This window comes from Aquabacter albus, assembly GCF_040049275.1.
GTDB lineage: Bacteria > Pseudomonadota > Alphaproteobacteria > Rhizobiales > Xanthobacteraceae > Aquabacter.
On record NZ_JBDZDT010000001.1, the window covers coordinates 575175 to 587628 of the forward strand.

General features: G+C 67.7%; 14 protein-coding genes. 9 read left to right on the forward strand and 5 right to left on the reverse strand.

What is annotated here, in order from left to right:
- Nucleotides 1-481 precede the first annotated feature (481 nt).
- Nucleotides 482-1333: a hypothetical protein gene (locus tag ABLE91_RS02350; protein WP_348928045.1), complete on the forward strand. Its 852-nt coding sequence runs from the start codon at nucleotides 482-484 to the stop codon at nucleotides 1331-1333.
- Nucleotides 1334-1402: 69 nt separating this feature from the next.
- Here ABLE91_RS02350 and ABLE91_RS02355 read toward each other — a convergent pair whose 3' ends face one another.
- Together ABLE91_RS02355 and ABLE91_RS02360 are read right to left on the reverse strand one after the other, a co-directional pair.
- Nucleotides 1403-2758, reverse strand: a complete 1356-nt coding sequence (locus tag ABLE91_RS02355) for an ABC1 kinase family protein (protein ID WP_348928046.1) — start codon at nucleotides 2756-2758, stop codon at nucleotides 1403-1405.
- Nucleotides 2759-2792: 34 nt separating this feature from the next.
- Entirely contained in the window at nucleotides 2793-3281 is a 489-nt protein-coding gene (locus ABLE91_RS02360) for a DUF6790 family protein (protein ID WP_348928048.1), read from the reverse strand.
- 347 nt (nucleotides 3282-3628) lie between these two features.
- On the opposite strand from ABLE91_RS02360, the gene ABLE91_RS02365 reads away from it, so the two are divergent.
- A complete protein-coding gene (locus tag ABLE91_RS02365; protein ID WP_348928050.1) occupies nucleotides 3629-3985 on the forward strand; it encodes a hypothetical protein in 357 nt (118 codons plus the stop codon).
- A 38-nt stretch (nucleotides 3986-4023) separates the two neighbouring features.
- Nucleotides 4024-4980: a DUF1775 domain-containing protein gene (locus ABLE91_RS02370; protein ID WP_348928051.1), complete on the forward strand. Its 957-nt coding sequence runs from the start codon at nucleotides 4024-4026 to the stop codon at nucleotides 4978-4980.
- Between the two features lie 282 nt (nucleotides 4981-5262).
- On the opposite strand, the gene ABLE91_RS02375 is transcribed toward ABLE91_RS02370, so the two are convergent.
- Together ABLE91_RS02375 and ABLE91_RS02380 are read right to left on the reverse strand one after the other, a co-directional pair.
- Nucleotides 5263-5718: a VOC family protein gene (locus tag ABLE91_RS02375; protein WP_348928052.1), complete on the reverse strand. Its 456-nt coding sequence runs from the start codon at nucleotides 5716-5718 to the stop codon at nucleotides 5263-5265.
- A gap of 11 nt (nucleotides 5719-5729) precedes the next feature.
- Complete coding sequence (locus ABLE91_RS02380; RefSeq protein ID WP_348928054.1) at nucleotides 5730-7022, reverse strand: PA0069 family radical SAM protein; 1293 nt, start codon at nucleotides 7020-7022, stop codon at nucleotides 5730-5732.
- Nucleotides 7023-7195: 173 nt separating this feature from the next.
- On the opposite strand from ABLE91_RS02380, the gene ABLE91_RS02385 reads away from it, so the two are divergent.
- The 5 genes from ABLE91_RS02385 (at nucleotide 7196) to ABLE91_RS02405 (ending at nucleotide 10789) form a co-directional block, all read left to right on the forward strand.
- A complete protein-coding gene (locus ABLE91_RS02385; RefSeq protein ID WP_348928056.1) occupies nucleotides 7196-7348 on the forward strand; it encodes an aa3-type cytochrome c oxidase subunit IV in 153 nt (50 codons plus the stop codon).
- A 30-nt stretch (nucleotides 7349-7378) separates the two neighbouring features.
- Complete coding sequence (locus tag ABLE91_RS02390; RefSeq protein WP_348928058.1) at nucleotides 7379-8530, forward strand: Re/Si-specific NAD(P)(+) transhydrogenase subunit alpha; 1152 nt, start codon at nucleotides 7379-7381, stop codon at nucleotides 8528-8530.
- Complete coding sequence (locus ABLE91_RS02395) at nucleotides 8527-8982, forward strand: proton-translocating transhydrogenase family protein (protein ID WP_348928060.1); 456 nt, start codon at nucleotides 8527-8529, stop codon at nucleotides 8980-8982. The genes ABLE91_RS02390 and ABLE91_RS02395 overlap by 4 nt, the downstream gene beginning before the upstream one ends.
- A gap of 10 nt (nucleotides 8983-8992) precedes the next feature.
- The gene (locus ABLE91_RS02400) at nucleotides 8993-10390 is read left to right on the forward strand and encodes an NAD(P)(+) transhydrogenase (Re/Si-specific) subunit beta (RefSeq protein WP_348928062.1); all 1398 of its coding nucleotides are present in this window, start codon (nucleotides 8993-8995) and stop codon (nucleotides 10388-10390) included.
- Nucleotides 10391-10576: 186 nt separating this feature from the next.
- Entirely contained in the window at nucleotides 10577-10789 is a 213-nt protein-coding gene (locus tag ABLE91_RS02405) for a hypothetical protein (RefSeq protein WP_348928064.1), read from the forward strand.
- Between the two features lie 181 nt (nucleotides 10790-10970).
- Here the strand turns inward: ABLE91_RS02405 and ABLE91_RS02410 are convergent, their stop codons facing one another.
- Entirely contained in the window at nucleotides 10971-11378 is a 408-nt protein-coding gene (locus ABLE91_RS02410; RefSeq protein ID WP_348928066.1) for a tautomerase family protein, read from the reverse strand.
- Between the two features lie 96 nt (nucleotides 11379-11474).
- Here ABLE91_RS02410 and ABLE91_RS02415 point away from each other — a divergent pair, with 96 nt between their 5' ends.
- Nucleotides 11475-12350 carry a LysR substrate-binding domain-containing protein gene (locus tag ABLE91_RS02415; RefSeq protein ID WP_348928068.1) on the forward strand — a complete coding sequence of 292 codons (876 nt, stop codon included), beginning with the start codon at nucleotides 11475-11477 and terminating at the stop codon, nucleotides 12348-12350.
- Nucleotides 12351-12454 lie beyond the last annotated feature (104 nt).

A 12454-nucleotide genomic window follows, 5' to 3' on the forward strand; every position in this document is an offset into this window, starting at 1 on the left:
AAACGGAATGCACGCCCGCGAACCCCTGGAATGTGCGAATGATAGGGCAGCAGGACTGCCCTATCTCGCGGAACATGACAGAAAAGCGTCACGCCCACAAGGCCGCCGCCATGCATTCGCCGTGGGCAGACCTGCGGAAATTGCGCAGGACTGCTGTTCTGCGCAAGAACGGTACGGCGCGCGTGCCCTGCGCGCAATGGTGTTGCGGCGCGGCATGAACGGCGCAGCAGACCGGCTCCCGCCACGGGGACGCTGGCGCGCCCTTCTTTCGCCAACATACGCCGGCTGCGAGACGGCAATGTCACAGCGAACTGCACGCTCCCGCACCGGCATACCCCCGAAGGACGGCGCCTGACGCGACGACAGCCTCGGACCAGCAAGCCATGGCAAGAGCGACATTCGGCGCAAGCCTGCCGCTCAGGGTCGCACCCACGCCTCAATGGCGGGCTCTAGTCGAGGCATGTCTGTGGGAAGGTGTCCAATGCGGTTTGGATTTTCGCTGAAGGTCGCCGGCCTTGCCGCCGTCGCGAGTGCCGCCATCGGCGGACCGGCTGCTGCGCAATATATCCCCGGCGCCACCGAATATGCGCCCCCGCCTCCCCAATATGTGGTGCCCGCCGAGGGTTCCGTGCCGCCGGGCTACGGAGCGCAGGTTTACGCCCCCGCGCCCGTCTATGGACCCGGGCCCGCTTACGGACCTGGGCCTGCCTACGGACCCGGCCCTGCTTATGGCCAGCCGCCAGCCTACGGGGCTCCGCCCAATTACGGACCACCCCCGCCCCCACCGGGTGGGGGAGCGATGATGTCGCCGGGCCAGGCCCGCTCCATCGTGCTCAATCTCGGCTATTACCAGGTGGGACGGGCGGTGCTCCAGGGGAGCACCTATATGATGACCGCCAATATCGACAGCGGGCCGGTGCTGCTGGGCGTGAACGCTTTTACGGGCCGCGTGCAGCCGCTCGGCCCCGCTTATCCCCCGCCCGGCAGCGGCGCACCGGCCTATCCTCCCCCAGGCTCCGCCCAGCCGCAGCAGAGGGCCTCCCGGACGCCGCCGACGGCGCCCTTGCCGGCCCCCCGCCCGCCGGATGCCAATATGATCGATTCGGACAGCGTCCCCGATACGGGCGACGACGTGTCGGCGCCCCCGCCGCCCGGCGCCACGGTGTCCGGGCCACCGGACGCCCCGCCGCCCAGCGTCTACGCTGCCCCGCCTCCCGCCGTGCAGGCCGCGCCTTCCGCTCCGCCACCGGCGACCACGGGCGCGGGCGCCCTGACGCCCGGCGACAACGTTCCCGCCGGCTCCCCCTCGGTCATCTCCCGGGGCGCGCAGTAAGGATTGAGACGCGGTGCCATCCCCTCCCCCGCAAGCGGGGGAGGGTGTGTGCTGCGCTTTGGGACACGCCTATACCAGCCCCGCCGCCGTGAGCGCCGACGCCTGCCGCTCCGCCACGGCCTCCAGGGTGAAATCGGCGATGGCGGCCTCGAAAAGCGCGTGGAAGTTCAGCTCCGCCTTCAGGTGCAGGAACACCGCGCCGAGGCCGATGGCCGCGCGGTCCATGAAGACGAACTCGCGCGGCACGGTGACAGGGCCGAGCTGTTTCAGCGCCATGTGTACCTGATAGGCTTCGCGCCGGCCATACTGGCCCGGCGCCACGCCGTCCGCGATGGAGCGAACCCGGTCGTCCATGAGCGGGCCGTAGATGAAGCGCGCCCAGATGTTCAGCACATCGATCAGCTCCCGCTTCAGGCCGCGGAAGCCCCAGATCTCGTAGGCGTGGACCACGCGGGCCTCGTCCCCTTCGCTCAAGCCCCGATAGAGGTCCACCACCCCCGCCACGAAGACCGGAGGGAAGATCCGGATGCAGCCGTAATCCAGCAGGTTGATGCCGCCCGGCCGCCCCGCGCCATCGAGGAAGACGGTGTAATTGCCGAGATGGGGATCGCCATGGATCACGCCATGCCGACTGAAGGGCAGCCACCAGGCGGCGAACATGGCGCGGGCCAGCAGGTTCCGCTCCTCCAGCGGGTGGTCCACGAAATTGAGGATCTTCGTGCCCTCCAGCCATTCCAGCGTCAGCAGCCGGCCGGTGGAGAGGTCGTCCCGCACGCGCGGCACCCGCACCAGGGGCTCATCCCGGAGCATCGCCTGATAGAGCGCGGCGTGGCGGGCCTCGCGGCGATAATCCAGCTCCTCGCGCACCCGCGCGCCGATCTCTCCGGCGATCTCCCGCGTGTCGATGGCGGGGTCCATACGGCGGTGGAGGGAGAAGAGAAGGTCGAGCTGGTTGAGGTCCGCCTCCACGGCGGCCTGCATGTCGGGATATTGCAGCTTGCAGGCCACCACCTCGCCATCCAGCGCCACGGCCTTGTGCACCTGCCCCAGGGAGGCGGCGGCCGCCGGCGTCTGATCGAAGCTTGAGAAGCGGCTTTCCCAGTCGCGGCCCAGCTCGGCCATCATGCGCCGGCGCACGAACGCGCGGCCCATGGGCGGAGCATCGTTCTGCAGCTTTTGAAGCTCGGCGGCATATTCGGGCGGCAGCACGTCGGGGATGGTGGCCATGAGCTGGGCCACCTTCATGAGCGGCCCCTTCAGGCCGCCCAAGGCCGCGGCCAGCGCCGCCGCATTCCCCTCCCCCCGGTCGAGACCCAGGAGCCGGGAGCCGGCGATGCGCGCCGCGACCCCTCCCACATTGGCGCCCACCCGCGCATAGCGGACAGCGCGGGCGGAAAGGCGATCGCGTTCGGCATCGTCGGACATCTGGGCGCTCGGTTGGCCCGGCGGCGCCCCCGCCTCACGCCCGGGCGGTTTTCCGGGTGAGCGCGAGGAGGACGAGGAGGGCGAGAGGGGTCAGGACATCGGTATAGAGAATGGGGCCTGCATTTCCCGCCGCAAGGTTGCCGGTGGAAGAGATCTGCACCACATGGCCCACGGCCGCCCCGCCAAGGAAGCAGGCGGTCATCAACGTGACGGCGAGGCGGAAGCCCCAATTGCCGTAATAGGCCGCGATGACACCCACCACGCCGATGCCCAGGTTCGACACCCCCACCTCGAACTGGAACGGGCTGGTGGCCCAGCCGATGGCGGCGGCGGACCGGGCAGCAAAGAAGATATGCCCGATGGCCGCCCACAGGCCCATGATGCCCACGGGGAAAAGCATGATGTAGCGGATCAGCCGGTCGGCCAGGAAGCCCGGCGGCCTCGGCTTCGGCGCCCGGCCGAAGGAAACGCCCGCAAAGAATATGGCGAGCACCCACATGATGAGCGGGAACCAGAAGACCATCCCATCCCCCCGATACCATCCTCGAACGTGCGGATAACCTGTCATCATTCGGCGCGATCCGCCAGGGCGGGAACTTTCGGCGGAATGTCAGCTGTCCGCCCGTCCCCAGCCGTCATCTCTCTCCCACACAGTCATCCCCGGACTTGATCCGGGGATCTCTCGGTGCCCGGTCCTGACAGAGATGGCCGGATCAAGTCCGGCAATGACGGTGAAGAGGGCAAGGGGACGGCCGCCCAGCGCCGCTGGGGACTGGCCGTAGACCGGCCGCGACCTCGCGGCCCTTGCCTCTGGCGGGTCCCAAGCCTAAGCCATTGTCCATGCGCCTTGGAAAAGCCCGAGCCGGAGCCGTGACGAGGTGGGCCGTCCGCCTCACGCTCGCTTATGCGCTGCTGCTCCAGGCGGTGTTGGGCGCGGCGGCGGGCACCGCCCACGCGTTCTCCATTAACGACGGCATTGCGGGCGTGCTCTGCGCCCCCTCAGGCCAGGGCGATGCCGGCACGGGCGATGCCGCCCACGATCTTCTGTGCTGCACGCTGGGTTGCGCGGCCGCCCAGCCGGCGCCCGGCCACGACGGCACCGCGGGCATCACCCTTCCGTCTCCGCCGGATGCCGGCACGGCGCTCATGTCCAACGCGCCCGCAGATGCGCAGGCGGGCAGGACAGTCTTTTCCTTCGAAGCACGAGGCCCTCCGGCGCGGGCCTGACCCCGCAACGCCGTTCCCCTTTGCTTCGGAGACACTCCATGTCCAATTCGATTCTGCGCGGCGCGCTGTGCGCGGCTGCCCTCCTGTCCGCCTCCCCCGCCTTCGCCCACATCACGCTGGAGCAGCGGCAGGCCAATTCCGGCACCTATTACAAAGCCGTGCTCAAGGTGCCCCATGGCTGCGGCGACGCCGCGACCACCGGCGTCAAGGTGTCGATCCCCGAAGGCGTCGTCTCGGTGAAGCCGCAGCCCAAGCCGGGCTGGACGCTGGCCATGGAGAAAGGCCCCTACGCCAAGTCGTATGAGGTGATGCGCGGAGGGCCGGTGAAGGAGGGCGTGAAGACCATCTCCTGGAGCGGCGGCGAACTGCCCGACGCTTATTATGACGAATTCGTCTTCACCGCTTATCTCGCCCCGCAGGCGGATGTCTCGACGCTCTATTTCCCGGTGGTCCAGGCGTGCGGCGCCACCGCCGAGAACTGGACCGAGATTCCCACCACTGAAGCCCCGCGCCCGGCCAAGCCCGCCCCCGCTCTGAAGCTTGCGGCAGCAGCGACGGCAGCCCCGACCGTGAAGGTCGGCGACCTCGTCATCACCGCGCCCTGGAGCCGCGCCACGCCGGGTGGGGCGAAGGTAGCGGGGGGCTATGTGGCCATCACCAATACCGGCACGGCGCCCGACAAGCTGGTGGGCGGCTCGTTTGAGCAGGCAGGCCGGTTCGAGGTGCATGAGATGTCCATGAAGGACGGCGTCATGACCATGCGGCCGGTATCAAGCGGGCTTGAGATTGCGCCCGGCCAGACCGTGACCCTGGCGCCCGGCGGCTACCACATGATGTTCATGGACCTGAAGCAGCCGCTGAAAGAGGGCGACAAGGTGAAGGGCACCCTCACCTTCGAGAAGGCCGGCAGCGCAAGCGTGACCTTCGACGTGCGCGGCATCGGCGCGAGCGCGCCTGCGGCGGGCGGGATGGGCGGCATGGACCATCAGCATTGAGGAGGGCTGTTAAAGCGCTTCCGTAAAAGCCGTCATCCCCGGGCTTGACCCGGGGATCTCTTTCCATTGCGGGCGATAACCTTGTCCTGGACCAGCGACGGCGTAGCCGGAGTGCAGATCCGGGACCCAGCGCAGGATTCCGGCGAAGCCGGCAACGGCGCGACCAGCGCCTCACGCCTCCGCCGCGCAGCGTCGGAGGCTCATTAAAGCGCCTTCGGCGGTTCCTTGCGTTGGGTCCCGGGTCGCATTCCGCTCACGCTGCATGCGCCCAGGACAAAACCCTCACTCCGGCATCACCAGCCGCCCGCTCTCGTCGAACGGCACGAAGGGATTGAACGCCACCTCCCAGAGGTGCCCGTCCAGGTCCGCGAAATAGCCGGCATAGCCGCCCCAGAACACCTTCTGCCCCGGCTTGGTCACCCGCCCGCCCAGGGAGGCCGCGCGGGCGAGGAGCGCATCCACCTCGCCTTCGCTCACCACATTGCAGGCCAGCCCCAAGCCGGCGAAGGCGGACGGCGCCGTATCGGGGACGCAGGCGTCGGCTGCGAGGTCAGCGCGCGGGAACAGGCTGAGCACCGCCCCATTGGCATCGAAGAAGGCGACGCCCTCATAGCCCCGCGCGCGGCGCTTGAGGCCGAGCGCCTCGTAGAAGGCGATGGCGCGGGGCAGGTCCGCGACGCCCAGCGTCACGAGGGACAAAGCGAGCGGCGGCGGCTCGGCCGCAGGGATTTCGGGCATGAAACGTCCTTTCAGAACAGGGACAATTGCTCGCCTGCCCGGGCGGGCTTGCGGAAATGCTCGGTGGTCAGCTTCAGGCCCCGCCCCGTCAGACCTAGCCGCCGCGCGGCGATCTCGAAGCGGCGGCCGATGGTCCAGGCATAAGGGCCGACACCCCGGCCGCGCTTGCCCCATGTGGAATCGTAGTCCTTGCCCCCATGCATCTCGCGGATCAGCGACATCACGTGGCGCGCCTTGTCGGGGAAATGGGCCACCAGCCATTCGCGGAACAGATCGGCGATCTCCAAGGGCAGGCGCAGCGTCACATAGCCGGCCTCGCTGGCCCCCGCCGCCTTCCCCGCATCGAGGATGCGCTCCACCTCCATATCGTTGAGCGCGGGAATGAGAGGCGCGGTGAGGATGGCGGTTGGAATGCCGGCGTCCGTGAGCCGGCGGATGGTGTCGAGCCGGCGCCCCGGCGTCGAAGCGCGCGGCTCCATCAGCCGGGCGAGCTTGTGGTCCAGCGTCGTCACCGAGATGGCCACCTTCACCAGCCCCTTCTCGGCCATGTCCGAGAGGATGTCGATGTCGCGGGCGATAAGGCCGGACTTGGTGACGATGCCCACCGGATGGCCGAACTCGCGCAGCACCTCCAGGATGCGCCGCGTCACCTCGTAGCGCTTCTCGACGGGCTGGTAGGGATCGGTATTGGTGCCGATGGCGATGGTGCGCGGCTTGTAAGCGGGGTGGGACAGCTCGCGCGCCAGAAGCTCCGGTGCGTCCGGCTTCACGAACAGCTTGGTCTCGAAGTCGAGCCCCGCCGAGAGGCCGTGATAGGCATGGGTGGGCCGGGCGAAGCAATAGATGCAGCCATGCTCGCAGCCCCGATAGGCGTTGATGGAGCGGTCGAAGGCGATGTCGGGGGACTGGTTGCGGGTGATGATGGTGCGCGCCCGCTCCTCCGTCACCTCGGTCTTGAAGGGCGGCAGGTCTTCCAGCCCCTGCCAGCCATCGTCGAACAGGATGCGCGCCGCCGGCTCGTAGCGCCCCGCCGCATTGGAGGTGGCACCCCGCCCGCGCCGCCGTTCGGTCTCGACGCCGGTGCCCTGCTCGACCGCACCGCCGGGGTCTTCCAAAGGCGGCTTTGCGGGGACGACCGCCCGCCCCTCCAGCAACCGGCCAAGGATGCGCTCACCTTGCGTCTTTTTTTTCGCGTCCGGCGCGGCAGGCCCGCGCAGCCGCGCCGTTCGGTCGCGCTGAACCAAGGGCTGCGCGGCCTTGCCGGTACGGCCGAGGGAAAGCTTCGATTCGTGAGGCGCATCCATGATTTCACTTTAGCGCACCATACGAACAAAACAAGAACAAACGCATTGAACCACGTTCCGCAGCGGCCACTTGAAACCGCTTGGATTTGGTATACTGTCCACCACAGCGAGTTGCCACAGAAGCCCTTCTCAGTTAAAGGGCCAGAGCTACCGCACGCTAGGGGGATGCCGCCATGGCCGATCACGGCACGCTGGAATACGCCACCGCCGAAGGCAACGACTACGAAGAGCACGCGCGCACCTATGCGCTGTTCACCAGCCTGACCAAATGGGGCTCGATCGCAGTCGTCGTCATTCTGGTCCTCATGTGGATCTTCCTCCTCTGAGAAGTGCCCGCGGGCTTCGGAGACGTTTCAATGAAAATCGCTGTCCCCGCCGAGGTGGATCTCGGCGAGCCGCGGGTCGCTGCGACCCCGGATACGGTCAAGCGGCTGGTCGGTCTTGGCGCCACGGTGGCGGTCGAGAGCGGAGCCGGCCTGAAGTCGGGCATTGTCGACGCGGACTATGAAACCGCCGGCGCGACCATCGCCTCTTCCGCGCAGGATGCGCTGACGGGTGCGGATGTGGTGCTGAAAGTGCGCCGCCCGACCGACGCGGAAATTCCGTCCTACAAGCCTGGCGCGCTGGTGCTCGGCATCATGGACCCCTACGGCAACGAGCCCGCCTTGCAGGCGCTCGCCAATGCGGGCCTCGCCACCTTCGCCATGGAGCTGATGCCCCGCATCACCCGCGCGCAAGTGATGGACGTGCTGTCCTCCCAGGCGAACCTCGCCGGCTACCGCGCGGTGATCGACGCGGCTGCCGAATTCGGCCGGGCGCTGCCCATGATGATGACGGCGGCGGGCACGGTCCCGGCCGCGCGCTGCTTCGTGATGGGCGCGGGCGTCGCCGGCCTCCAGGCCATCGCCACCGCCCGCCGCCTCGGCGCAGTGGTGACCGCGACTGACGTTCGCCCCGCCTCCAAGGAACAGGTCGAATCCCTCGGCGCCAAGTTCATCGCCGTGGAGGACGAGGAGTTCAAGCAGGCCGAGACCTCCGGCGGCTATGCCAAGCCCATGTCGGCGGAATACCAGGCCAAGCAGGCGGCCCTGGTCGCCGAGCACATCAAGAAGCAGGACCTGGTGATCACCACGGCGCTGATCCCCGGCCGACCCGCGCCGAAGCTGATCTCCTCTGCCATGGTGGCGAGCATGAAGCCCGGCTCGGTGCTGGTGGATCTCGCGGTGGAGCGCGGCGGCAACGTGGAAGGCGCCATCGCCGGCCAGGTGACCGACGTGAACGGCGTGAAGATCGTCGGCTATCTCAATGTCGCCGGCCGCATCGCCGCCTCCGCCTCCCAGCTTTATGCGAAGAACCTCTTCGCGTTCCTCGAGACCATGATCGACAAGCAGGCCAAGGCCCTTGCCGTGAAATGGGACGACGAGCTGGTGAAGGCGACGCTGCTCACCCGCGAAAACTCCATCGTCCACCCGAGCTTCGCCCCCAAGGTTGAGGGAGCTGTCCAATGAGCACCGTCGCAGCCCAGACAGCGGCGGACGCCGCAGCCCAGGCCCGTGCCGCAGCCGAGGTCGCCCGTCAGGCGGCCGAGGTGGCGCAGATCTATGCCGACCAGGCCGCCACCGCCCTCGGCGCAGTGGCCCATGCGGCCACCGGCGGGGCCATCGACCCCTTCGTGTTCCGCCTCTCCATCTTCGTGCTGGCGGTGTTCGTCGGCTATTACGTGGTGTGGTCGGTGACCCCGGCGCTCCACACCCCGCTGATGAGCGTCACCAACGCCATCTCCTCGGTGATCGTTGTGGGCGCGCTGCTCGCGGTGGGCGTCTCCACCGTGGGTGATGACGGCCATTCCCTGTGGGCGCGCCTCTTCGGCTTCATCGCCCTCGTCTTCGCCTCGGTGAACATTTTCGGCGGGTTCCTCGTGACCAGCCGCATGCTCGCCATGTACCAAAAGAAGAAGTGAGGATCGCGCGATGAATCCCAGTATCGCCGCCCTCCTTTATCTGGTCTCGGGCATCCTCTTCATCCTGGCCCTTCGCGGCCTGTCCCATCCCACCACCTCGCGACAGGGCAACCTGTTCGGCATGGTGGGCATGACGCTGGCGGTGCTGACCACGCTCGCTTTGTCGCCCCCGTCCAACGTGTTTGGCTGGGTGCTGGTGATTGCCGGCATCGGCATCGGCGGCGGCATCGGCGCCGTGGTGGCCCGGCGCATCGCCATGACGCAGATGCCCCAGCTGGTCGCCGCCTTCCACTCGCTGGTGGGTCTTGCGGCGGTGCTGGTCGCGGCAGCGGCGCTCTATGCCCCGGCCGCCTTCGGCATCGGCACGCCGGGCGACATCCATGGCGCGAGCCTCATCGAGATGTCGCTGGGCGTGGCCATCGGCGCGATCACCTTCACCGGCTCGATCATCGCCTTCGCCAAGCTCAACGGCAACATGTCGGGCAAGCCGATCATGCTGCCCATGCGCCACTTCATCAATGCCGGCCTCGGCCTCCTGCTGCTGGTGCTGGTCGTCGCCTTCGTGATGACCGGCTCGATCCCGCTGTTCTGGATCATCACCATCGTGGCGCTGGTGCTGGGCGGGCTCTTGATCATCCCCATCGGCGGCGCGGACATGCCGGTGGTCGTCTCCATGCTCAACTCCTATTCGGGTTGGGCGGCGGCGGGCATCGGCTTCACGCTCGGCAACACGGCGCTGATCATCACCGGCGCGCTGGTGGGCTCCTCGGGCGCGATCCTGTCCTACATCATGTGTAAGGGCATGAACCGCTCCTTCATCTCGGTCATCCTCGGCGGCTTCGGCGGCGAAGTGGCCGGCGGGCCGGCAGGGGCGGCGGAGAGCCGCCCCGTGAAGCACGGCTCGGCGGAAGATGCCGCCTACATCATGAAGAACGCCCAGAAGGTCATCATCGTGCCGGGCTACGGCATGGCGGTGGCCCAGGCCCAGCACGCGCTGCGCGAGATGGCCGACAAGCTGAAGGAAGAGGGCGTCGAGGTGAAGTACGCCATCCATCCGGTGGCGGGCCGCATGCCGGGGCACATGAACGTGCTGCTGGCGGAAGCCCAGGTGCCCTATGACGAGGTGTTCGAGCTGGAGGACATCAACTCCGAGTTCGCCCAGGCCGACGTCGCCTTCGTCATCGGCGCCAATGACGTGACCAACCCGGCCGCCAAGACCGATCCCACCTCCGCCATCTACGGGATGCCGATCTTGGACGTGGAGAAGGCCAAGACCGTGCTCTTCATCAAGCGCGGCATGGGCTCGGGCTATGCGGGCGTGGAGAACGAGCTGTTCTTCCGCGACAACACCATGATGCTGTTCGGCGACGCCAAGAAGGTCACCGAAGAGGTGGTGAAGGGCTTCTGAGCCTCCTCACAGGTTGGAACTCCCCAAAGAAAGGGCCGCCGGCACCCGCCGCGCGGCCCTTTTTCTGTTGGTGAAGCGCTTTGCAGTTGTGCCGCGGCTATTTCAGGCGGACCATGGATGTATTGTTAACGAATCACCGTTTTCGTTGAGGGGGAGCTCGCGATGTCGGCCATGAAGATCCACAGCATGAGCATCGACGTTGTGCAGGACAAAGCCGTGATCTCCTTCGTGAAGCCCGGCCTGACGCCGAGCCTCCTGAAGCTCACGAACGTCCATGTCACCTGCCCCCTTCCGGCGATCGGCGAGCAGCCGGGCGCCGACCTGCGTCACGCCACCCTGGAACAGGCCCGCGCGGCGCTCCAGGAAGCCATCCGCATCCTCGACCATTCGCCGGCTTGAAATCGAGCACCTTCTCCGGAGGGTCGTCTCCCTCCACCGTGCTGTTTCCATGCGCTGTCATGGCCGGGCCTGACCCGGCCATCTCTCACAGGACCGAGTAATCACAAGATCCCCGGATCAAGTCCGGGGATGACGGCTGGAAAGGCGGCGAGCCTGCCCGTTTCTGAATGTCGGTTGGCACTCAGGCCGCCTTCAGCGTCTTCTCCACATAGCGGCTCTCCTGCGTCCGGCCGCCATAGCCGTAGGCGTCCGCCTTCACTTCGCGCACGTGGATGTAGCTCTCATGATGCAGCGGCCCCAGGAGGCCCTCCATGGCGGCGAACACGGCCGAGAGATACGCCGCCTTCTGGTCCTTGGTGTTGGTGCCGTCCACCACAACGATATCCAGCCAGAAGCTGGCGAGGCGGGCCGCGCTAAGGCTCGTCTCGCCCACGAACCACTGCTCCTGAGGCAGGAACGTGACGGCGACGGACGTGAGCGCCGGGTCCTTCTTCAAATGCTCCGCCGTGAGTTTCGACAAGGTTTCGGCAACACGGCCGGCAACCGCCGCGTCGGGCGTGCCGGAAAGGGTGACTTGCAGGATGGGCATGGCCGTTCTCCCGTTGAGGATGGCTGGACCCTATGCCCGAAGGACACTTGAGAAAAATTGATTTATCGAAATCCACGATTTCGATATCCTCATAAGATGATCCGCAATCTCGACCTCGATCTGCTCCGCAGCTTCGCTGCCGTTGCGGAGCTTGGCTCCATCTCCGCCGCCGGGCAGAGGGTCGGGCGCACCCAGTCGGCGGTGAGCCTGCAGATGGATCGCCTTGCCGAGGCGCTGGGCTTTGCGCTCCTGGAGCGCAAGGGGCGCGGCGTGGTGCTGACCGCGCGCGGTGCGTCCTTCCTGGACGATGCGCGCCGGCTCCTCGACCTCAATGACCGCATCCTCGGCCAGCACGTTCACGGCGGCTATGCCCAGCCGCTGCGGCTCGGCTTCCTTCAGGATCTGGGCGAGATCGCCATGCAGCGCATCCTGGCGCGGCTCGGCGCGCTGTTCCCGCAGGCGCCCATCACGGTGCGGGTCTGCTCCACCATCACCATGCTGGACAAGCTGCATTCCGGGGATATCGACCTTGCGGTCGGCTTCCGCATGGACACGGACCTGCCCACCACCATCATCGCCCGCGAACCCATGCAATGGATCGCCGCGCGGCATCTGCGCCTCGCATCCGAGGAGCCAGTGCCCCTGCTGCTGTTCGAGGCGCCCTGCGTGTTCCGGGCGGCGGCGATCTCCTCGCTCACCGCTGCGGGGCGCGGCTTCCGCGTGGCCTTCACCAGCCCGAGCCTTCCCGGCCTCATGGCGGCGGTGGGCGCGGGGCTCGGCGTCACCGTGCGCTCGCCCCGCGCGCTGCGGCCGGACCTTGCCATCGTCAACGACCAGAGCATGCCGCAATTGCCGGACGTGGAGTTCGCCCTCTATGGCCGCGCGGAGGCGGCGCTGCCCGCGCTCAAGCAGGCGGAAGAGGTGATCTTCGAGGAAGTGCGCCGGGAGCGGACGCTGTATGCGGCGGCGTGAGACGCGCCCACTCCCCGCCCGGATGCCCGATGCTATCTGATGGGGATCCGGTAGATGGTCCGATCCCCCCAGGCGGCGGTCAGCAGGGATGGGCGCCGGAACGG